Genomic DNA, 22635 nt, shown 5'->3' on the forward strand with positions numbered 1-22635 from the left:
TAATATTTGCTTCATCCTATTTTTATTATCTAATCTTGAGTATCTTTTTATTGACTTAAAATTAAAATGCTTTAAAATAAAATCTATTCCGAGTAAATTGATAAGAATAGGAGAATGGAAAATTGAAAAAATTATTAGCATTATTGTTTACAGCATTATTTATTTTAGCGGCATGTGGTAGCAATAACTCAGATAAAAAAGACAGCAAGCAAGAAATTACGATTGGAACAGAAGGTACTTATGCACCATTTACTTTCCATGATAAGAACAATAAATTAACAGGTTTTGATGTGGAAGTAGCAGAAGCAGTAGCGAAAAAAGCAGGATACAAAGTGAAATTCGTAGAAACACAATGGGATTCAATGTTCTCAGGACTTAACTCAGGTCGTTTCGATACGATTGCAAACCAGGTAGGTATGGATGCAGACCGTAAGAAGAAATATAACTTCTCTAAACCTTACACATATACACAAGGTGTATTGGTGACACGTAAAAATTCAGATATTAAATCATTTGATGACGTTAAAGGCCGTGCATTAGCACAAACTTTAACTTCAAACTACGGTAAATTAGCGAAAGAAAAAGGCGCTAAAGTAACTTCAGTTGAAGGATTTAACCAGGCGATGGAAATGGTATTATCTAATCGTGTGGAAGCAACTTTTAACGATAAAATTTCAGTATTAGATTACTTAAAACAAAAGAAAAATGCTGATATCAAAATTGTTGAAGGTAACGCTGAGAAAACACAATCAGGATTTGTATTTAATAAGAAAACAGATGAGAAAATCATTAAAGACTTCGATAAAGCATTAGATGCATTACAAAAAGACGGTACAATGAAAAAAATCAGTGAAAAATGGTTCGGTGAAGATGTCACTCGTCCTTAATGAAGAAATGTCCCATGCCCTGAATGCAGCGGCTCAAGCTTTTGAGCCAATGCTTTGGGGTTTAGTCAAATATTCGATTCCGATTGCGATTGTTACGTTTATATTAGGATTTATTATTGCGATATTTACAGCACTTGCGCGTATTTCTAACAGTAAATTATTGCGCATTCCAGCACGTGTATACGTATCAATCTTTCGAGGTACACCGATGCTTGTTCAGATGTTTATCATCTTCTTCGGGATTCCTGAAATCGGCCGTCTGATTACAGGAGACCCCGACCAGGCATTTAAACTCGGTTCACTTACAGCAGCAATTATTTCGTTAAGTTTAAATGTTGGTGCTTATGGATCTGAAATAATTCGTGGTGGTATATTATCTGTACCACACGGACAAACTGAAGCGGCTTATTCAATTGGGATGAGCCCCAAAAAAACGATGCAACGTATTATATTACCACAAGCAATTCGTACAGCAACACCAGCATTAGGGAATACATTTTTAAGCTTAATTAAAGATACTTCATTATTAGGTTATATATTAGTAGCTGAAATGTTCCGTAACGCACAACAAGTTGCATCGACGACATATGAATTCTTATCGATCTATACATTAGTGGCGATCATGTACTGGGTTGTTTGTTTCATCGTTTCAATCATTCAAAGTATTTATGAAGCACGTGTTGAAAGGAAGTATCAGCGATGATTTCAATACAAAATTTAGTTAAAAAATTTGGTGAAAAAACTGTACTGAAAGATATTGATCTTGAAGTAGCGAACGGTGAAGTTGTAGTACTGATTGGTCGTAGTGGGTCAGGAAAGACGACGTTACTGCGAACAATGAATGCATTAGAAATTCCAACATCAGGAACTGTGACTGTTGATGGTGTATCTTACACAGCAAACGACAAAAAATCACAAATTGCAGTGCGTAAGAAAACAGGTATGGTATTCCAGAACTTTCAGCTGTTTCCGCATATGACTGCACTTGAAAACGTAATGGAAGGATTAATTCAAGTGAAAGGCATGAGTAAAGTCGAAGCGGAAAAAATCGCCGTAAACTTACTTGAAAAAGTTGATCTATTACATGTAAAAGATCAGTATCCAATTTCTCTTTCTGGTGGACAGCAACAGCGTGTAGGGATTGCAAGAGCGCTTGCGATGAATCCGAAAGTAATGCTGTTCGATGAGCCGACATCAGCACTTGATCCGGAACTTGTTCAAGACGTATTAAAAGTGATTAAAGGATTAAGAGATGAAGGCATGACGATGGTGATTGTTACGCATGAAATGGCATTCGCAAGAAGTGTTGCCGATAAAGTGGCGTTTATCCATGATGGACGTATTGAAGAAATGGATCATCCAGAACAAATCTTCACAAATCCAAAGTCTGAACATTTACAGCGTTTCTTAAACATTATATCGATTTAATTGAATCATTCATTTGCATATGCAGATGAATGATTTTTTTATGTGATTAAAGAAAAAGCGCATATCTTTATCTCAATAGAATCAATTAACATATGTTATTATTAAATACATTTGTGCTATGATAATGAAAATGATATTAAAGGAGCTGGCAGTTTGAAAGCATTACTTAAACGTTGGTTTGTTGATGGAATGAGCTTTATGGCATTAGGTTTATTCTGTTCGTTGATTATCGGTCTTATATTAGAAACTGTAGGAACAGAATTAAAGCCATTTCTCGACACTTCATTATTGATAGAAATCGGTAAACTGGCAAAACTTTATACCGGTGCAGCAGTAGGTGTTGCCGTTGCATTTGGTTTAGGTGCAAAGCCAATGGTCATATTTGCGAGTGCTGTAACGGGTATGTATGGCTATGAGCAAGGTGGGGCTGCTGGAACGTATGTGGTCAGTCTTGCAACAGCTGAGCTAGGTAGATTTTATAGCGGTAAAACAAAGATTGATATTATATTGACACCGCTCTTAACATTAGTAATCGGAGCAATCATTGCCAAGCTTGTAGGACCATTTATTCAGGCATTTATGTTGTCACTAGGTGAATTTATTTCATTTGCCACAGACCAACAGCCGTTACTTATGGGAATTCTTGTTTCTCTTATTTTTGGACTTACTTTATCTAGTCCAATCTCGAGTGCAGCTTTAGCCCTGATGTTAGGTATTAACGGAACAGCAGCAGCGGCTGCTACAATCGGCTGCTGTTGTCATATGATCGGTTTTGCGATGACAAGTTTTAAAGATAACGGTATACAAGGTTTGATTGCTCATGGTATTGGAACGAGTAAGATTCAAATTCCAAACTACATGTTACATCCATTTATTTTAGTGCCGCCTGTAATCGCCAGTATTATTGTAGCGCCTATCATGACGATGCTTTGGCCGATGAAAAATGTGGCTGCAGGTGCTGGGATGGGGACGAGTGGTTTCGTAGGACAGATTATGACAATCAAAACGATGGGTAGTAGTTTAACAACATGGATGCAGATCGGACTGTTTCATTTCCTTTTACCCGGTGTTATCAGTTATATTGTATATATAACGATGAGCCGAGCTAATATTATTAAAGCCGGCGAACAAAAGATTAACACAGGAGGTTAACTTAATGAAAAAGATAGCGCATGTTGAAGCATTTAGAGAGGCGATTACACAACCAACGATAGCAATGTTTACTGCAACGTGGTGTCCGGATTGTCATTTTATTGATCCGTTAATGCCTGAAATTGAAGCAGAAAATCCAGAGTACCAGTTTATTTCTATCGACAGAGATGAATTTATTGATTTAGCGGTAGAATATGAAGTGATGGGTATTCCGAGCTTTATCGCATTTAAAGATTCTGAAGTGATCGGACGCTTTGTATCGAAAGATAGAAAAACAAAAGATCAAGTAAACGAATTTATTCAGAGTTTATAAAATATACTAACCACTACGCGTTGCTTTAAACGGTAGTGGTTTTATTGTACAATGAAAGTTATGTGAGGAGTGAGAATATGAATGTTTTTGAAATAAGAGATCGATTGACTGAATCATTAGATAAATCAATCGTTTCAACAAAGTTTGACCGTAAAGAAGAAACATTACGCGTAGAGCGTCTTGATAACAATAAAGGTTTAACAATAAAGCTTGCACCTGTTGCAGCTAAATATAAAGAGAAGAAAGAAAGCATTATTGAAGAAGTATTATATTATATCAACGAGACAATTCAGGCGATGGGAAATACGACTTTACCGGAAGGTGCGAAGATCATGCCTGTTATTCGTTCGACGAGTTTTCCTAAAGCACAAAATGATGTGCCATTTTTAATTACAGAACATACGGCAGAAACAAATATTTATTACGCAATAGATTTAGGCAAGACTTATCGCTTAATAGATGCTGAGATTCAAAAAGAATTAAGCATAGATGAAACACACATTAAAGAACAAGCTTTATTTAATGTGAAAGGGTTAAAAACGACTTATAAAACAGATGTTGTCTCTGGCAATACATATTACTTCTTTAATGCCAATGATGGTTATGACGCAAGTCGCATATTAAACAAGCAGCTGTTAAAAGATTTTGAAGCACGCATCACCGGAGAAATGTTAGTTGCTACACCTCATGCAGATGTTTTGATAATCGCTGATATTCAAAATGAAACGGGATATGACGTACTTGCACAAATGATGATGACTTTCTTTGCGAATGGACTCGTACCGATTACATCTTTATCTTTCCAGTATAAAGACGATGTGTTAACACCTGTATTTATATTAGGCAAGAATAATGCAAAGCGCGATCAGGAAGCAATTAAGCGTATAGAAAGTAACCGTCAGAAGTTTATGGCAGAGCAAGCGCAACAAACACAACATAAAGACAAAAAATGATGCTATCATTATATTATATTGAGTGTAATATTTCTGTTATTTTTAATTAATTTTTTTAAGAAAAACGATTGAATAAAGCATATAATAGATAAAGAATAATAATACAAACCTTAAGGAGCAATCATATGAATATTTTTTATAACAAAGTTGTTGGAGATTATTTATTTATTACATTAGAACCAGTAGATGGACCATTTGAATATGTAACGAACGGTGACATCATCACGATAAAAAAAGATGGCAAAGTCGTAGGGTATAATGTTAGTGGTGTTGAATCATTAGGATTAGATACGAATGGACAAGTGAAGTTAGATGAAAATTTAATGTCTAAAATTAATGACCTATTATTACAAAAAGGATTAGACGCACCATTAGAAGTAGATTTATCACCTAAGTTTGTTGTAGGTTATGTTGAAACATGTGAGAAACATCCTGATGCTGATAAATTAAATGTTACAACAGTTGATGTTGGCACTGAAAAATTACAGATTGTTTGTGGAGCAAAAAATATCGCACAAGGTCAGAAAGTTGTTGTCGCTAAAGTTGGTGCTGTAATGCCTAGCGGTATGCAGATTAAAGATGCTGAGCTACGTGGCGTACCTTCAAAAGGTATGATTTGTTCGGAACGTGAATTAGGATTAACAGATTCTGAAGAGAAAAAAGGTATTTTAGTTCTAGATGATTCGCGTGAGATTGGCGAAGACTTCTTTAAAGCAGAATAGGGTGATAACATGAGTTGGTTTGATAAACTATTTGGAGAATCATCAGAGAAAACAGAAGATACGCACGATCAAACACATGAAGACGATGTCTATCACAGACCACGAGGGAAATTCAGATTTCCACTTAATATAGAAAATATTAAAACAGCAGAACATCATCGTACACTAGATAATGTTAATGAGACAAAGATTACAGATCATAAGCATGAATATATCGAACCGGTTCAACCTCGTCGTGAAACAAATATTGCTCAAAATGAAAGTGTTAACACAGAAGAAATTAGAGCATCATTTTCCTCTGATTACGTTCCAAGACGTGAAAGAAGAAGAGGTAGAAATAGCGAACAGCAATCATTTCATACAAGACGCACTGAATCATTAAGTAATAATGAAGTTATTGATCGTTATCAGCCTAAGACAAGATTAAACGATGCACCAAAGTATACTTCTTATCAACCTAAGAATAACCGAAGTAGTATTCATAAAACTAACAGTGCCCAGACATTCAGTGAGAAACAATATAGTGTGCATCAGCCTAAATTTAAAGCATCTTTAGTACCTTCAGCTGTCTATGGTACGAAGCCAAGAAAAGATCCGTCATCTTTAAAGCAACCGATTCAACCGATACAGGGTAAGAAAACTGTAGCATCAAGACCTGCAAATCCGACACATCGCAAAGAAGATAATACAGTCAATATTGAGAATGTCTATGCCTCTCAAATTGTTGCTGAAATTAGGCGAGAACGTGAGAAAAAGTTACAGCGTAAAAAAGCGTTTGAACAAGAACGTGAACTCAAGAAACTTCAGGAATTAGAAATATCATCGATGATGCGTGAAGATAAAAGTGATGTTGAATATGTTCATGCTGAACCGGAAACAACTGAATTTGACGAACGTGTAACGATTATAGAGGAAGATGTTGTAGCACACGAACCCGTTATCAATCCTATTGATTTAACTGAAGACAGTGAAGAAGATATCATGGCAATAGATGTCAGTGAAATAGAAGAACATGAAATAGAAGAAAGTATTGATGAAACAGAAGCCATCACTATTTCTGAAGGAGAAAGATATACCTATTCTACAAAGACACCATTCAATCCTGCTAATGCTGAGCGTTTAACAATTATTGAAGCAACAGAAGAAGAAAGTTATGAAGATGAAACTGCTGAAGATGGTAAAGAAGAAATTGCTGAAGTGAAAGAAGTAACACTTTTAGAGAGTGACGTTGAAACATTGGAACAAACATCAACAGAAGAAGAATTTTTAGATGAGAATGTGACGTTCGAACCCGTAGAAGAGCAACGGATTGAAATCGATGATGTTTCTTCTGAGATGATTGATGAAGATTTAGAATATAAAGAAGATGAATCTGAAGAAGTAACTTTCGAAACAACAGATGTACATACAGCACACTCAAAATCTTTAGAACCGATACTTGAACCGGATTTCAAACAAACGTCAGAAGTCGATGAAGTAGTTTCTGAAGCTGAAGCAGTTGATGAAGGTTCTTTAGAACCCGTTATTCCGTTTATTGAAACAGAAGAAGATACCGAAGCATTCGTTGAATTAGATGCTACTGAAGAAACAGACGTAATTGTTGAATTGGATACTACAAAAGCGCATGCATCATTTGAACCTGTTCTTATTCCTGAAAATACAGAAGAAGTGACTCAACCTGAGTTAACAATTGATGATAGTGATCAATTAGATGAAACAAATGAAGCAGAACAAAGCGTTGTAACAGGTAATATCAATCAGCATTTATCTTCAGGACATTACGTTCAAATTGAAAATAATGAGATTAAAGTAAACATTCGTGATCATCAGCCGCACGCCGTTATCTCATCAGCTCAACAACCTAAAAAGAAAGTGTCACCATTCAATGTCGTCATGACACCAAGTGATAAACGTCGTTTACTGGATAAAAAACGACAAGCTGATTATTCTCCTGCAGTTGATATTCAGCAGTCATTTGAACAGCAGGGTACGACAGAGGGAAATATCGTTCAGGAAGATCATAACGTAGTCGAAGAAGTAAAAGAAATAGTAGAAGTAGATAAAGATATTGAAACAGTAAAAGAAGAAAATATATCAACTACTGTAATTGCATCACAACCTCAATCTAACCAGATTGTGAGCAACAACGGTTACCCGATGAAAAAAGAACCGACGAAACGTATCGGTCCAAAATATTTGTTACCACCGGTTTCTCTATTAAATCCTGAAGATAAGGTAGAACGCGATGAAATGTGGGTTGAAGAACATAAAGCACAGCTGGATGATGCTTTCTATCACTTTAATGTTCCGGCAAAGGTTGAAAATGTTGTCGTCGGTCCATCCGTTACACGATTTGAACTGTCAGTAGAAAAAGGTGTTAAAGTTTCTCGCATTACAAATTTACAGGATGATATTAAGATGGCACTTGCTGCTAAAGATATTCGTATTGAAGCACCGATTCCAGGCACTTCACTTGTAGGTGTAGAAGTACCTAACGTTGAAACGCGTAATGTAAATTTAAGCGAAGTTTTATTCAGTAAGAAGATGAAATTTGCGGAGAGCAAACTTACAGTAGCACTTGGTGCTCGTATTAATAACGAGCCTATGATTATGGATCTTGCTAAGATGCCGCACGGTTTAATCGCTGGTGCTACCGGTTCTGGTAAATCTGTCTGTATCAATTCGATATTAGTTTCGTTATTATATAGAAATAATCCGAATGAGCTTAAATTGTTATTAATCGATCCGAAGATGGTAGAACTTGCGCCGTATAATGACTTACCACACTTAATTGCTCCTGTTATAACAGATGTGAAGGCTGCGACAGAAAGTTTAAAATGGGTCGTTGAAGAGATGGAACGTCGCTACAAAATATTTGCAGATATTCATGTTCGTAATATTACAGCTTATAATCAGAAGGTAAGTTATGTAGAGCGTTTACCGAAGATTGTCATCGTAATCGATGAGTTAGCGGATTTAATGATGATGTCTCCGCAAGATGTAGAACATGCTATCGCACGTATTGCACAGAAAGCACGTGCTGCGGGTATTCATATGATTCTAGCAACACAACGCCCTTCAGTAAATGTAATAACAGGACTGATTAAAGCAAATGTTCCTACGCGAATTGCCTTTATGGTTTCTTCAGCAGTCGACTCAAGAACGATAATTGATAGTGGCGGAGCCGAAAAGCTTTTAGGAAACGGTGATATGTTGTATCTTGGTAATGGAATGAATAAACCAATTCGAATTCAAGGTAACTTTGTTTCAGATGAAGAGATTGATGCGGTTGTTCAATATGTCAAGACGCAAGGTGAACCGAATTATTTATTTCAGGAAAAAGAATTGCTGAAGAAAGTTTCGGAAGCACCTAAAGATGAATTATTTAATGAAATTTGTGATTTTATGATTGATGAAGGTCATATTTCAACATCTCAAATTCAACGTAGATTCCAGATTGGTTATAATCGTGCTGCACGTATTATTGATCAGCTAGAAGAAATGGGCTACGTCAGCGGTCAGAACGGCTCTAAACCAAGAGCAGTATTAATAACGGAAAAACAAGCAGAATATTAGGAGATGAGCACATGACTTTATATCATTTCGTTGGTATTAAGGGTTCAGGAATGAGTGCATTAGCACACATCTTATTCGATATGGGTGAACAGGTTCAAGGTTCAGATATTGAAAAGGAATTTTTTACTGAGATTGGTTTGCGTGATAAAGGGATTACAATCCTTCCATTCAATGCAGATAATATTAAAGAAGGTATGACAGTAATTGCCGGGAATGCATTTCCTGACAATCACGAAGAAATTGTTCGTGCGAATGACTTAGGTTTAGAGGTCATCCGTTACCATAAATTTTTAGGTGACTTTATGAGCCGTTACATTTCTGTGGCAGTTACAGGTGCCCATGGAAAGACGAGTACAACAGGTCTTTTATCGCATGTGATGAATGGAGATAAAAAAACATCATTCTTAATTGGTGATGGTACTGGTATGGGTATGCCAGGCAGTGAATACTTTGCTTTTGAAGCTTGTGAGTATCGTCGTCACTTCTTAAGTTATTCACCTGACTATGCGATAATTACGAATGTAGATTTCGATCATCCGGATTACTTTAAATCTTTAGAAGACGTGTTCAGTGCATTCCAGGAAATGTCTTATAAAGTGAAGAAAGCGATTGTGGCATGTGGAGATGATGAAAATCTTAAAGGATTAAAAGCAGATGTTCCAATTTATTATTATGGATTAGCTGAGGGTAACAAAGTCACTGCTAAAAATGTAGAATCTGTTGATAATGGAACAACATTTGATGTGTATATCGATGGTGAGTTTATTGATCATTTCAAAACGCCGATGTTTGGTAATCATCAAGTGCTAAATGCCTTGGCAGTAATTACAATTTGTTATCTTGAAGATTTAGATATGGCTGCAATTAAAGATGCATTAGCTACTTTTGGCGGTGTGAAACGTCGTTTTAGTGAAAAGAAATTTGGGGCACAAATCTTAATTGATGACTATGCGCATCATCCAACTGAAATTAAAGCAACATTAGAATCTGCATCAAAAAAATATCCGAATAAAGAGATTGTAGCAGTTTTCCAACCGCATACTTTTTCAAGAACGAGTGCATTCTTACAGGAATTTGCCGATAGTTTAAAAGTAGCTGATAAGACTTATTTGTGTGATATATTCGGTTCTGCCAGAGAATCATCTGGAGAACTTTCAATTAAGGATTTGCAAACTTTAATTCCTGATGCTGAACTCATCAGTGAAGCGTCAGTTTCTCAATTGAAAGCGCATGAAAATAGCGTTATTATATTTATGGGTGCTGGCGATATTCAAAAAGTTCAGAAATCTTATGAAAATCTTATATAACGTTACACAAAGTATGTTTAAGCTTTATTCAGCAGGGTATTTGACTAAATAACAAGAGTTATAAATAATAGGAGGCGTTTTTATGGAATGGATTTTACCAATCGCAGGATTAATCGCTGCAATTGCATTTTTAGTATTATGTATCTTCTTAGGATTGACTTTAATGTCAGTTAAGAAGAATTTAGACCATGTTGCTAAAACACTTGATGGTGTTGAGGGACAAATTCAAGGTATTACACGTGAATCAACAGATTTATTACACAAAACAAATCGTTTAGCTGAAGATGTTCAGTTTAAAGCTCAAAAATTAAATACAGTTGTTGATGCAGTAACTGGTATTGGTTCAACTGTTCAAAACTTAAACAGTTCAGTGGATAATGTGACTTCTTCAATTACTCACAATATCTCACAAAACGAAGACAAAATTTCTCAAGTTGTCCAATGGTCAAACGTAGCTATGGAAGTAGCTGACAAATGGCAAATGAGAAAACAACGTCGTAATTCAGTAAACTTTGCTGATACAACACCGAATTACGAGAACCATGTAAACCAGAACAATTTTAATGAAACACACACAAAAGGTGATCATTTAGACCAAGATAAAATCAATGCTGGTTTAAAATAATCAATAATTGGGAATGTACATATTGTACATTCCTTTATTTTTTGAATAAAATAAGGATTAAAGCATCAAAATCAATATACTAACGGGGGCGTTAAAATTGGCAAATACTTATAATAGAGACTTACATACACATACAGTAAAAGAATATAAAGTTCAAAATGATACAACAGCACGTGACTTTTCAATCGGATTAACTGCGGGATTAGTTGTCGGCTCGTTTCTTGGTTTACTTGTAGCACCGAAAGCAGGTAAAGATTTACAACAGGATTTAAGTCAAAAGTCAGAAAGTTTAAAAGCGAAATCAGTAGATCATTACAATAAACAAATTGAAAATGCACAAGGTTTCAAAGAAAAATCAAATGCATTTGCTGCAAAGTTAACAGAAAAAACGGCAGAATTAAAAGAGAAAGCGGCGCAAAAATTAAATAATGGTGATAAAGATAATCATGTGACGTTTAATGAATTAGAGCGACAAAAACAAGCGATTAAATCGGAAGTAAATGATGATTCATTAGCACAACCGATTGCAATTGTAGATAAAGAATTAGATACACCGATTAAAGATGAAGCTTTAGCAGAACGTGAACAAACAATAAAAACAGCTAAAGATGCTGACAATAAAGTAAGAAACAAATAATATACAATTTTTTTTGGATTATGATAAAATAGTAGGCTGACGGTCTACTATTTTTTGAATTTATATAAAAGAGGTTATAGCGATGGATGAATTGAATCATTTACGAGAAAGAATAGAAGCAATTAATATTGAAATCTTAAAGTTACTGAGCGAACGCGGTGAAATCGCTAAACAAATAGGTGAAGAAAAGCGTAAACAAGGAACTGCAATTTATGATCCTGAACGTGAAAAAGAAATGATTAACATGTTACTGGATAAAAACGATGGACCATTTGATGATAATGTGATCAAGCAGTTGTTTAAAGAAATTTTTAAAGCATCGACAGAATTACAAAAATCAAATAGTGAAAAGCATCTTTTGGTATCACGTAAATTAAAACCAGAAGATACGATTGTTTCTTTTGATAATGGGGCGATTATTGGTGACGGTAATAAGTCATTTGTATTTGGTCCATGTTCAGTAGAATCTATTGAACAGGTGGATGCAGTTGCGAAAAATTTACATCAAAAAGGTGAGAAATTTATTAGAGGCGGTGCATTTAAACCAAGAACTTCTCCTTATGACTTCCAGGGACTAGGTGTTGAAGGTCTAAAGGTATTAGGTGAAATGAAAAAACGCTATGACTTAAATGTTGTAAGTGAAATTGTTAATCCAAACCATTTTGATCTTGCTGATCCATATGTGGATGTATTTCAGATTGGTGCACGTAATATGCAGAATTTCGAATTGTTAAAAGAAGCGGGAAAAACAAATAAACCGATTCTTTTAAAACGAGGATTAAGTGCTACAATTGAGGAGTTTATCTATGCTGCTGAATATATTTATGCCAATGGGAATAGTAAGATAGTACTTTGTGAACGAGGTATTAGAACGTACGAGAAAGCTACTCGTAATACACTAGATATATCTGCTGTACCAATTCTTAAACAAGGTACGCATCTGCCTGTATTGGTAGATGTGACGCATTCAACGGGCCGTAAAGATATTATGTTACCTGTCGCACGTGCAGCTTTAGCAGTTGGAGCAGATGGTGTGATGGCAGAAGTACATCCTGATCCATCTGTTGCCTTAAGTGATGCAGGTCAACAAATGGACCTTAACGAATTTGAAACTTTCTATCAGGAAATTACAAAGGCAGCACGAAATTATTAACAATTTGTGAATTTGCTAACTTTAAAAATGAAAAAGTTATGAAAACGTGTTAGAATAATAAATAAAACGGTTACAGGAGGATATAATGACAGTTACAATATATGATGTTGCTCGCGAAGCAAAAGTTTCGATGGCAACTGTCTCTCGTGTGGTGAATGGCAATCCAAACGTGAAACCAGCGACAAGAGATAGAGTCAATGAAGTAATTAAAAGATTAAACTATAGACCGAATGCAGTTGCACGTGGTCTGGCAAGTAAAAAAACTACGACAGTTGGTGTTATCATTCCTGATATTTCAAATGTTTATTATTCTGAATTAGCACGTGGATTAGAAGATATTGCAACGATGTATAAATATCAGACAATCATTTCAAACTCAGATAACGATGCACAAAAAGAACAGGAAATCTTCAACAATTTATTATCTAAACAAGTTGATGGTATTATTTTCTTAGGCGGTACTTTATCTAAAGAAACGACAAATATTATTAAAACATCTTCTGTACCAGTCGTTGTATCAGGTACACATGACCTGGATGCAAGTTTACCGGCAGTAAATATAGATTATGTTAATGCAAGTAAGGAAATTACTGAGAAGTTCGTTCAAGATGGTGTGAAGAAGTTTGCTTTCGTAGGTGGAGGTTACTCAGAGAAAGCGCAAATCGATATATTAGAAGGTATGAAGTCTGTACTTTCAGCAAATAATATTAAGCTTGACGATGCATCTGTTTACATCGGACAAGAACAATATTTAGATGGCGAGAAGGCGTATGAAGCAATTAAATCTCAAAACCCTGAAGTAATCATGTGTATCAGTGATGAACAGGCAATCGGCATTGTTCATGCAGTACAAGATGATGGTAAAGATATACCAAATGAATTACAGGTGATTAGTTTCAACAATACACGTTTAGTTAAGATGGTACGTCCAAAATTATCAAGTGTGATGCAACCACTTTATGATATCGGTGCTGTTGGCATGCGACTACTTACTAAATATATGAACGATGAACAAATTGAAGAATCAAAAGTAACATTACCTTACAGTATCGTCTATAGAGGTACTACAAAATAGAAATAAGCGATTAAACTGATTCAGTTTAATCGCTTATTTTTTTATGAATAATATGATATTTATTTTGTTTAATAATGCATTAAAGTTCTCTGAAGTGTCTGTTCATTTTTTTCTTCAATATCCAACCTTCTAGGGATTGATTCGTAATTTTCCAGATCCTCATTCCATGTCTTCGGTAATTTAATTTTTGATTTTGGCTGCCACATATCGATCCAGGATTTTGGTATCTCTCCTTCTAGCGATGGGTTTCCTAACATTGCATTATAAACTTGTGCCCAGGCGAGTGGTGCCACTTGAAAGATATTATACCCGCCACCACCGATTGCGATCCACTTGCCGTCTGTATACTGTTCTGCACACTGATGTACGATTTGAGGAATTGTCTGGTATGTTCTATGTGTGACAGATAAATGTGTCAATGGGTCAAGGTAATGCGCATCTGCACCATTTTGACTCAGTATAATATCAGGTTTAAAGAATTCACATGCTTTAATCAGACTTTCTCGGAAGATGTGAAGAAAAGAGTCATCTTCAGTATAGGCATCTACAGGTAAGTTCATGCTATATAAATAACCGTTACCGTCTCCTTTTTCATGGATTGTTCCTGTACCCGGAAATAAATATCTTCCTGTTTCATGGATTGAATATGTGAAGACATCGTTATCATTATAAAATGAAAACTGAACACCGTCCCCATGATGGGCATCTGTATCGATATAAAGCACGCGTTTATTATACTTTTGTCTCATATATTCAATCGCAACAGTGGAATCATTATAGATACAAAATCCGGAAGCACGACCTCGGAATCCATGATGTAATCCACCACCAAAGTTGCAAGCTGTTTTTGTCTGTCCGGTCATGACAGCATCTACAGCTGTTAACGTTGCTCCTACGAGTGTCGCACATTTATCATGCATGCCTTCAAAGTTTGGTGTATCATTTGAATTCAGACCAAACTTTTCACAATCTGTTGCGCTTAAAATCTGCTGACCTGCATCTTTAACAGCCTGAATATACTCTGGTTGATGACCGAGTAATAACTCTTCGTCTGTTGCAATACGAGGTTTAATGATTTTATCTTCAGGAAGTAACTGTAAAGCTTCTAGCAATGTTTTCGTTAACAGTAATCGCATTTGATTGAAAGGGTGATCGTTACTGAAACGGTATGCGAGTAATGCATCATCATATACAAATAACGTCATAGGCTGTTTTCCATTGGATTGTATACTTGAAATCCTTTTGCTTCGAGTTCAGCAATGATTGTTTGAGGATGCATTGACATCATACGTACGCTAACGATTTTTTTGCCTGGATTTTTTTTATCACGAAATACGAGGACACTTTCTATTCCGGTCTTAAATCTATGGAAGACTTCAGTCACTTCGTGAAGATTGCCCGGTATATCCGGTATTTGAATTTGAATTGTTGTTCCTGGTGTTACGACGCCTGTCAGTTCGATAAAAGTATTCAGCATGTCTTTAGCAGTGACAATACCAACAACTTTGCCTCGTTTCACGACAGGGATACTACCGATATTTTCATTGTAGAAGTCTAGCGCAATTTCTTCTACAAAATCGAGTGGATGACATGTAATAACGTTTTTCGCCATAATCTTTGTTATCGGTACATTTAAATCCAGAACAAGGCGATCTTGTAAGTTTGATGGTAAAGCCTGTTTAATATCTCGGTCGCTAATAATGCCGAGCAGTCTATTTTCATCATCAACAATTGGGACATGATGGATATTTTTTTCATGCATTAAAGTGATGATTTCTTCTATTGTGCCCTCTACATTGAATGTAATACAGGGACTTGTCATTATTCGTTCAACTAACATAGTATCCTCCTATAAGAAAAATCTGTTTTGAAATCTTAAATTATCAAACGCCTGAATCTGTTCATTATTAATACGTTTGCCGATTCGTGCCATTAGTGAATTGGCAGGATGACTCGTAATTTCCGGATCATTGGTTGAAAATACTTTCATACCACAGCTGCCCATCATTTTTTGCATAATCTCTTTGTACTGAAACACATCGAGCCCGCTATTCTTTAAATCCCAGTGCCAGTAATATTCTGTTGTAATAACGATAAAATCTTCCATCGCATCATCCATCATAGCAACTCTCAGCATTTCACTTCCTAGTCCTAATGCACGGTAATCTTTACTGATTTCAATTGCACCAAGTTCTAAAATAAATTCAAGGTTACCATGGGACCACCGTTCCATCGGATCTGGATATAAGTAGGTGGTATACCCAATGATGTTAATACCGTCGCGGCAAATAATGATACGTCCTTCTTCGAGATCAGCAATTTCTATGATTGCTTCAAATTGTTCATCCGGTCGTCGAAAAGCTACGAGTCCTTTATCAAAGGTATATTTTTGAAGCGTATGACCATCAACAGGGCCTTCTATTATTAATTCACGGTCATTAAATGTACATGTCGATTTGTGATAGGTTTTGATATGTTTCATGCATCCTCCTTGTAGTGTTAATGAAATATATTATCAATTGCATAAAAATTTGCATATTTTTTGAATTATCAGTTAAATTTATTATATAATAAAATAAGAAATAATGAAAACGTTTACAAGGGGGATTTATTGTGAAGACAGAAATATTTAAGGCAACAGCAGGCAATCATAATTTAAAGGATTATGATAAAACGTATGAGAACTTTGACTGGAATGAGATTGTGAAGCATTTTTCATGGTCTGAAACAGGAAAAGTAAATATGGCATATGAATGTATCGATAAACATGTCAAAGATGGATATGGTGATAAAGTGGCATTACTCTATAAAGATGCGAACAGAAATGAAGGCTATACATTTAAAGAAATGATGGAGAATTCCAATAAAGCTGCGAATGTATTGGTTAAAGAAGCAGGCGTGAAAAAAGGGGATCGCGTCTTTATCTTTATGCCACGTTCTCCTGAACTTTATTTTGCATTACTCGGTACGCTTAAGATTGGTGCTATCGTTGGTCCTTTATTTGAAGCATTTATGGAGAAAGCAGTAAAAGACCGTCTGGAAAATAGTGAAGCAAGTGTCATCATTACGACAAATAGCTTACTTGGACGCATTCCACAAAGTGAATTACCACAATTACAACATATCGTCGTAATCGATGATAATGTCGAAGATAAATACATAGATTTTAATCATCATTTTAAAACTGCATCAACTGAGTTTGATGTAGAATGGTTAACGCGTGACGACGGATTGATTCTGCATTACACGTCTGGCTCAACTGGACAACCTAAAGGTGTATTACATGTACAGAATGCAATGATTCAGCATTATATTTCAGGACTTTACGTATTAGACTTAAAAGAAGATGATGTATATTGGTGTACAGCAGATCCAGGCTGGGTAACTGGAACAAGTTACGGTATATTCGCACCATGGTTAAACCGTGCAACAAGTGTCATCGCTGGGGGAAGATTCTCACCTGAAGGATGGTATGGTATTCTGGAACAATTTAAAGTGACTGTCTGGTATTCAGCACCAACAGCTTTCCGTATGTTAATGGGAGCAGGTGATGAACTAGTTGAAAGGTATGATTTATCACATTTAAGACATATCCTATCAGTTGGTGAACCATTAAACCCTGAAGTCGTAAAATGGGGATATAAAGTATTTAAACTTCGCATTCACGATACTTGGTGGATGACTGAAACGGGGGCACATATGATTGTGAATATACCAGATATGGATATTAAATCAGGCTCTATGGGTAAACCATTGCCAGGTGTTCAGGCGGCTATCGTAGATGATCTAGGTAATGAGTTACCACCAAACAGAATGGGGAATTTAGCGATGAAAGCTGGTTGGCCATCTATGATGAAGACAATCTGGAATAACGAACCAAAGTATCAATCTTACTTCTTACCAGGTGATTGGTATATTTCAGGTGATAGTGCTTATATGGATGAAGATGGATATTTCTGGTTCCAGGGCCGTGTCGATGATGTAATCATGACGGCAGGAGAACGTGTTGGACCTTTTGAAGTTGAATCAAAGCTTGTTGAGCATCCTGCCGTTCAGGAAGCAGGGGTCATCGGTAAGCCGGATCCAATTCGCGGTGAAATCATTAAAGCATTTATTGCTTTACGTGAAGGTTATAAAGAAAGTGACGAGCTTAAAGAAGAAATCAGAGTGTTTGTAAAAGAAGGTCTTGCAGCACATGCAGCACCGCGAGAAATTGAATTTAAGGATAAATTGCCGAAGACACGTTCAGGTAAAATTATGCGACGTGTACTTAAAGCATGGGAACTAGACTTACCAACTGGTGATTTATCAACGATGGAAGATTAAATGTAAATTTTACTTAAAATTTCTATAAAATTAGTCGACATCTTGAAAGCGTTATCTTATTATGGAATAGTAAAGACACTTTTAAGATTAGGAGAATGTGAAAATGACTAAATATTTATCAGATTTAGAAATCGCTAACCAAGCGACAGTTCGACCTATTTTAGAAATTGCACAAGAAGCGGCAATCCCTGCTGATGCAGTTGAGCCTTATGGCCACTTTAAAGCAAAGATTGATACTTCTAAAGTGACAACAAACAAAGAAGGTAAGATTGTCCTTGTTACTGCGATGAGCCCAACACCAGCTGGTGAAGGTAAATCAACAGTAACTGTTGGTATTTCAGATGCATTTAAAGCGTTAGGTAAAAGTGTTATGGTTGCATTGCGTGAACCAAGTTTAGGACCTGTATTCGGTATGAAAGGTGGTGCTACTGGTGGTGGCCGTGCACAAGTATTACCGATGGAAGAAATCAACTTACATTTCAACGGCGACTTACATGCTATCACGACTGCAAATAATGCGTTAGCTGCATTCATTGATAACCATATTTATCAAGGTAACCAATTAAACATTGATCCGCGACGTGTTGAGTGGAAACGTGTTATTGACATGAACGATCGTACATTACGTCAAGTCGTCGTTGGTCTTGGTGGACCTTTCAAAGGTGTACCACGTGAAGATGGTTTCGATATTACAGTTGCTTCTGAAATCATGGCAGTATTCTGTCTATCAAATAACATCACTGACTTAAAAGAAAACTTAGGTAAGATGACAATTGGTTATACATATGATCGTAAACCCGTTACAGTTAAAGATTTAGGTGTAGAAGGAGCGTTAACTTTAATCCTTAAAGATGCATTAAAACCAAACTTAGTGCAAACGATAGAAGGCACACCAGCCTTAATCCATGGTGGACCATTTGCAAACATCGCACACGGTTGTAACTCAATTATCGCAACGAAGACTGCACGTAAACTAGCTGATATCGTTGTTACTGAATCAGGATTTGGTTCTGACTTAGGTGCTGAGAAATTCATGGATATCAAATCACGTAAAGCTGAAATCCAACCAGATGCTATCGTTGTTGTAGCAACTATTCGTGCGTTAAAAATGCACGGTGGCGTAGCAAAAACAGATTTAGCTAATGAAAATGTAGAAGCTTTAAAATCAGGTATTGCTAACCTTGCAAAACATATTGAAAACTTAAAGTTATTCGGTGTAGAACCGGTAATCGCATTAAACAACTTTGTAACAGATACAGATGCTGAACGTGAATTTGTTCAAAACTGGGCAAAAGAACAAGGTGTTAAATTAGCATTAACTGAAGTTTGGGAACATGGTGGAAAAGGTGGCGTTGAGCTAGCTAAATTAGTACTTGAAGTACTTGAAACACCACAAAACTTCAAACCTTTATATGAATTAACTTTACCAGTTGAAGAAAAAATTCGTACAATCGTTCAAAAAATCTACGGTGCTGATGATGTAGTATTTGAAGAAAAAGCGAAAAAACAATTAAAAACAATTGTTGAAAATGGTTGGAATGAATATCCTGTTTGTATGGCGAAAACACAATACTCATTCTCAGATGATCCTAAAAAATTAGGTCGTCCAACAGAATTTAATGTAACAATTCGCGAGTTAATTCCTAAAACAGGTGCAGGATTTATTGTAGCATTAACAGGAGATATCATGACAATGCCTGGTCTTCCAAAAGAACCAGCAGCGTTAAAAATGGATGTTGACGCAGATGGCAATGCAGTAGGGTTATTCTAATCAATATAAAAAACTCACTAAAATTATTTTTAGTGAGTTTTCTTATTTTAGCCTCCATGAATTATATCGTGGAGGCTTATTTTATTGTGCAGATTAATTATCTTTCTTCTTATCATTCGTTGGTTTTGCTTTTTGATTTGCTTTTGATAAAGTATCAGATGGACTTTGTTTAGATGAGATTTTCTTTCTCGTTTCAGGATCTAGTTTCTCACCTAAACGAGATAATATTCTATAATCATCTAATTTCTTTTGTGAGGTATCTGTCTTACTCCATACTAAGCTTTGCTTCAGAGGTTCACCGCCATCACATGATCCTTTTTGAGACATTGAATATTGACACATTTCAATCTTTTTAACATCATCAGGCTGATTAAATCTTTCACCTACACCCATCTGTAGCTGATCCTGAGTGGTAATCTGATTGATTATATCTCGCCATAATCTTAACTGGTAATGATTTTCTTCATCAAATGATGTAGGGACGTCATATCCCATCCAGATGCCCATCGTTACTTTTGGATTATAGCCGATAAATAAGCTATCTTTACCTTCTTGCGCTGTACCTGTTTTTCCTGCCCAATCCTGGTTATACATAAATGTTCCTTTTAACTGATATCCACTACCTGTATCTAATACACCACGCAGCATGTCTGTTGTAATATATGCAGTTTCTGGACTGTAAATGCGAACAGGACGCGCATTATGCTGATAGATGACCTTACCGTCACGCGTTTTAATCGACTCAATCATATAGCTTTCCTGATAGTTCCCTTTATTTGCTAAAGTAGAAAACCCATCGACATTGTTTTCTAACGTAATATCAGTGGCACCAAGCGCTAATGATAAGTTCTCTTGTTCTGACTTCGGTATGTTAAAATTCATCTTCTGCAATAATTCCCATGGCTTTCTATCTTGAATGCCAGAGTATAAACGTAATGTACTTAAGTTAAGTGAGTTTTCTAATGCATAACGCGTTGTTACAACGTTATATTCCATTCTTGCATAGTTCTCTGGAGAGTATCCATTATAATTAAATTGTTTATCAAGTAATGCTGCTTCTGGTGCAGTGATACCATATTCGATTGCTGGCGCATATGTTAGTAAAGGTTTAATTGTTGATCCTGGAGAACGTTTCGTTTTAGTCGCATGGTTGTTTTGAGAATCATTATGATTACGTCCGCCGATGAATGACAGAATTTTACCAGAGTCATTTTCTTTTAAAAGGACACCGACTTCCATATTGATTGCTTTTGTTTTACCATTTACATTTGCATTTCTGGCATAAGAATAGTAATTTGGGTTATCTTTAATCTGATCCATCGTATCAAAAATTTTCTTATGAATTGTCGTATCGATGATGTAACCATTATTTCGAATAGCACGATTTGCTATGCCGACATATTTTTCTTGTAATACTGGTGTTTCATCTAATTCCTGGCGAGAAATATTATCTTTTTCAGCGAATATATATTTTAGAATATCAATTGCGCGTGATTCAACTTCCTGAGTTAAGAATGGATACTTTTCGTTAGGAACTTCGAAATCTTTTGTAAATGATTTTTTTAGATTAAATTTTTTAGCCTGTTCATATTGCGCTTTTGTAATTTTTTTCTCTTGATACATACGCATTAGCACATATTGTTGACGTTCAAAACCGAACTTCAAGTCTTTATCTTTCTTAAACTCACCTGTCTGTAAGAATGGTGTGTATGTATAAGGATTTTGAGGCATACCCGCAATATAAGCTGCTTGAGCGACATTTAATTTATTTGCATCAACGCCAAATATACCTTGTGCAGCAGCCTGAACTCCGGCAATATTTTGTCCATTTGTATTTCGACCAAAGCTGACAACATTTAAATAAGCTTCAATAATTTCTTTTTTAGAGAGTGATTTCTCAACTTTAAATGAAAGCATCATTTCTTTTGCTTTACGTTTAAAAGACGTTTCGTTTGTTAGCAGCTGGTTCTTAATTAATTGTTGTGTTAGCGTACTACCCCCACTTGTTACGCCCATATTTAAAAACTCTTGTGCAGTTGCACGGATAAATGCTTTAGGTACGATACCATTATGTTTATAGAAATTTTCGTCTTCTGTAGCAATTAATGCATCGATGACGTGGGGACTCATTTTATTATACTTAATCACTTCACGTTGTACGTCAGCATTAAGTGTACCAAGAGTTTCACCGGTACCGAAATAAACTGTAGTACTTTGTGTCATTTCGTATAATGATTTTTTAAGTGCAGTATTATTTTTTACCGGTTCATCTTTAACTAGTGCTAAAAAATACCCTGTACCTAGTCCCAAAAGTAATGTACCGATGAGTAATCCTGTTACTAAGAGGAACAGAAAGGTACGTGTAAGCGTTTCGTAAATACCGTGAAACCATACGTAAGGGGTGAATTCTATAGACTTAAAAGTTGATTTAATATTATCTTTCGTTTGTTTAGGTTTGAATATTTGACGTTGTTTTTTCGGCATACAAATTTCCTCCTGAATATTTTTTAGTATATCATAATTTCAGGGACTTGACGTTATAGAATCTATTGTTTACACTAGTATCATAATTTAAATTGAACTGAATATAAAGGTTTTTAGGACAAGTAGTATGACTTATTGAGTGAAGAGACTTAGTGGTTGGTGCAAACTAAGCAATGAACATATGAATACACCTAAACTTTCGGCCTTAAGGATAATGACCTTTTCA

19 protein-coding genes are annotated in these 22635 nt (G+C 35.8%); 15 read left to right on the plus strand and 4 right to left on the minus strand.

The genetic code is table 11. The annotated features are described in order from the left end of the window. Positions 1–122: 122 nt before the first annotated feature. The 13 genes from BHX94_RS01490 (at position 123) to ccpA (ending at position 13828) form a co-directional block, all read left to right on the plus strand. A complete protein-coding gene (locus BHX94_RS01490) occupies positions 123–887 on the plus strand; it encodes an amino acid ABC transporter substrate-binding protein (RefSeq protein WP_111744618.1) in 765 nt (254 codons plus the stop codon). Further along, entirely contained in the window at positions 871–1590 is a 720-nt protein-coding gene (locus BHX94_RS01495) for an amino acid ABC transporter permease (protein ID WP_111744619.1), read from the plus strand. Before BHX94_RS01490 ends, BHX94_RS01495 begins: the two co-directional genes overlap by 17 nt. Then, positions 1587–2315 (plus strand): amino acid ABC transporter ATP-binding protein, encoded by a 729-nt coding sequence (locus BHX94_RS01500; RefSeq protein ID WP_096076117.1) that lies wholly within the window; start codon positions 1587–1589, stop codon positions 2313–2315. The genes BHX94_RS01495 and BHX94_RS01500 overlap by 4 nt, the downstream gene beginning before the upstream one ends. A gap of 153 nt (positions 2316–2468) precedes the next feature. After that, positions 2469–3467: a PTS sugar transporter subunit IIC gene (locus tag BHX94_RS01505; RefSeq protein ID WP_111744620.1), complete on the plus strand. Its 999-nt coding sequence runs from the start codon at positions 2469–2471 to the stop codon at positions 3465–3467. Between the two features lie 4 nt (positions 3468–3471). Then, entirely contained in the window at positions 3472–3780 is a 309-nt protein-coding gene (locus BHX94_RS01510) for a thioredoxin family protein (RefSeq protein ID WP_111744621.1), read from the plus strand. A gap of 77 nt (positions 3781–3857) precedes the next feature. Further along, on the plus strand, positions 3858–4733 hold the full coding sequence (locus BHX94_RS01515; RefSeq protein WP_111744622.1) for a DUF1444 family protein: 876 nt from the start codon (positions 3858–3860) through the stop codon (positions 4731–4733). A gap of 125 nt (positions 4734–4858) precedes the next feature. Beyond that, a complete protein-coding gene (ytpR, locus tag BHX94_RS01520) occupies positions 4859–5455 on the plus strand; it encodes a YtpR family tRNA-binding protein (RefSeq protein WP_111744623.1) in 597 nt (198 codons plus the stop codon). 9 nt (positions 5456–5464) lie between these two features. Then, the gene (locus BHX94_RS01525) at positions 5465–9031 is read left to right on the plus strand and encodes a DNA translocase FtsK (RefSeq protein ID WP_111744624.1); all 3567 of its coding nucleotides are present in this window, start codon (positions 5465–5467) and stop codon (positions 9029–9031) included. An 11-nt stretch (positions 9032–9042) separates the two neighbouring features. After that, on the plus strand, positions 9043–10338 hold the full coding sequence (gene murC / locus BHX94_RS01530; protein ID WP_111744625.1) for a UDP-N-acetylmuramate--L-alanine ligase: 1296 nt from the start codon (positions 9043–9045) through the stop codon (positions 10336–10338). Positions 10339–10420: 82 nt separating this feature from the next. Further along, positions 10421–10963, plus strand: a complete 543-nt coding sequence (locus BHX94_RS01535; protein WP_111744626.1) for a DUF948 domain-containing protein — start codon at positions 10421–10423, stop codon at positions 10961–10963. 97 nt (positions 10964–11060) lie between these two features. After that, positions 11061–11600 (plus strand): YtxH domain-containing protein, encoded by a 540-nt coding sequence (locus BHX94_RS01540; protein ID WP_170120724.1) that lies wholly within the window; start codon positions 11061–11063, stop codon positions 11598–11600. Between the two features lie 82 nt (positions 11601–11682). After that, complete coding sequence (locus BHX94_RS01545) at positions 11683–12753, plus strand: bifunctional 3-deoxy-7-phosphoheptulonate synthase/chorismate mutase (RefSeq protein WP_111744628.1); 1071 nt, start codon at positions 11683–11685, stop codon at positions 12751–12753. Between the two features lie 85 nt (positions 12754–12838). Continuing rightward, positions 12839–13828, plus strand: a complete 990-nt coding sequence (gene ccpA, locus BHX94_RS01550) for a catabolite control protein A (RefSeq protein WP_111744629.1) — start codon at positions 12839–12841, stop codon at positions 13826–13828. Positions 13829–13896: 68 nt separating this feature from the next. Here the strand turns inward: ccpA and BHX94_RS01555 are convergent, their stop codons facing one another. Genes BHX94_RS01555 through BHX94_RS01565 form a run of 3 tightly spaced genes read right to left on the minus strand, consistent with a single transcriptional unit; the run spans position 13897 to position 16310 of the window. Further along, positions 13897–15033: an acetoin utilization protein AcuC gene (locus BHX94_RS01555; RefSeq protein WP_111744630.1), complete on the minus strand. Its 1137-nt coding sequence runs from the start codon at positions 15031–15033 to the stop codon at positions 13897–13899. Further along, on the minus strand, positions 15030–15668 hold the full coding sequence (locus BHX94_RS01560) for a CBS and ACT domain-containing protein (RefSeq protein WP_111744631.1): 639 nt from the start codon (positions 15666–15668) through the stop codon (positions 15030–15032). Before BHX94_RS01560 ends, BHX94_RS01555 begins: the two co-directional genes overlap by 4 nt. A 9-nt stretch (positions 15669–15677) precedes the next feature. After that, positions 15678–16310, minus strand: coding sequence for a GNAT family N-acetyltransferase (locus tag BHX94_RS01565; RefSeq protein ID WP_111744632.1), 633 nt, complete (start codon positions 16308–16310; stop codon positions 15678–15680). 131 nt (positions 16311–16441) lie between these two features. Between BHX94_RS01565 and acsA the strand changes: the two genes are divergently transcribed. Then, positions 16442–18154 (plus strand): acetate--CoA ligase, encoded by a 1713-nt coding sequence (gene acsA, locus BHX94_RS01570; protein ID WP_111744633.1) that lies wholly within the window; start codon positions 16442–16444, stop codon positions 18152–18154. A 103-nt stretch (positions 18155–18257) separates the two neighbouring features. Next, positions 18258–19925 carry a formate--tetrahydrofolate ligase gene (locus tag BHX94_RS01575; protein WP_111744634.1) on the plus strand — a complete coding sequence of 556 codons (1668 nt, stop codon included), beginning with the start codon at positions 18258–18260 and terminating at the stop codon, positions 19923–19925. Positions 19926–20018: 93 nt separating this feature from the next. Here the strand turns inward: BHX94_RS01575 and BHX94_RS01580 are convergent, their stop codons facing one another. Further along, complete coding sequence (locus tag BHX94_RS01580; RefSeq protein WP_111744635.1) at positions 20019–22409, minus strand: transglycosylase domain-containing protein; 2391 nt, start codon at positions 22407–22409, stop codon at positions 20019–20021. Between the last annotated feature and the right edge of the window lie 226 nt (positions 22410–22635).

The sequence above is a fragment of the Macrococcoides bohemicum genome, from assembly GCF_003259675.1.
GTDB classification, from domain to species: Bacteria; Bacillota; Bacilli; order Staphylococcales; family Staphylococcaceae; genus Macrococcoides; species Macrococcoides bohemicum.

Excerpts from the sequence above, each read along its gene's own strand:
- BHX94_RS01565 (WP_111744632.1), bottom strand. The coding sequence starts at position 16,310 with ATGAAACATATCAAAACCTATCACAAATCGACATGTACATTTAATGAC.
- BHX94_RS01535 (WP_111744626.1), top strand. The coding sequence starts at position 10,421 with ATGGAATGGATTTTACCAATCGCAGGATTAATCGCTGCAATTGCATTT.
- BHX94_RS01495 (WP_111744619.1), top strand. The coding sequence starts at position 871 with ATGTCACTCGTCCTTAATGAAGAAATGTCCCATGCCCTGAATGCAGCG.
- BHX94_RS01500 (WP_096076117.1), top strand. The coding sequence starts at position 1,587 with ATGATTTCAATACAAAATTTAGTTAAAAAATTTGGTGAAAAAACTGTA.
- murC (WP_111744625.1), top strand. The coding sequence starts at position 9,043 with ATGACTTTATATCATTTCGTTGGTATTAAGGGTTCAGGAATGAGTGCA.
- ccpA (WP_111744629.1), top strand. The coding sequence starts at position 12,839 with ATGACAGTTACAATATATGATGTTGCTCGCGAAGCAAAAGTTTCGATG.
- BHX94_RS01515 (WP_111744622.1), top strand. The coding sequence starts at position 3,858 with ATGAATGTTTTTGAAATAAGAGATCGATTGACTGAATCATTAGATAAA.
- BHX94_RS01580 (WP_111744635.1), bottom strand. The coding sequence starts at position 22,409 with ATGCCGAAAAAACAACGTCAAATATTCAAACCTAAACAAACGAAAGAT.
- BHX94_RS01575 (WP_111744634.1), top strand. The coding sequence starts at position 18,258 with ATGACTAAATATTTATCAGATTTAGAAATCGCTAACCAAGCGACAGTT.
- ytpR (WP_111744623.1), top strand. The coding sequence starts at position 4,859 with ATGAATATTTTTTATAACAAAGTTGTTGGAGATTATTTATTTATTACA.
- BHX94_RS01525 (WP_111744624.1), top strand. The coding sequence starts at position 5,465 with ATGAGTTGGTTTGATAAACTATTTGGAGAATCATCAGAGAAAACAGAA.
- BHX94_RS01510 (WP_111744621.1), top strand. The coding sequence starts at position 3,472 with ATGAAAAAGATAGCGCATGTTGAAGCATTTAGAGAGGCGATTACACAA.
- BHX94_RS01545 (WP_111744628.1), top strand. The coding sequence starts at position 11,683 with ATGGATGAATTGAATCATTTACGAGAAAGAATAGAAGCAATTAATATT.
- BHX94_RS01555 (WP_111744630.1), bottom strand. The coding sequence starts at position 15,033 with ATGACGTTATTTGTATATGATGATGCATTACTCGCATACCGTTTCAGT.
- BHX94_RS01560 (WP_111744631.1), bottom strand. The coding sequence starts at position 15,668 with ATGTTAGTTGAACGAATAATGACAAGTCCCTGTATTACATTCAATGTA.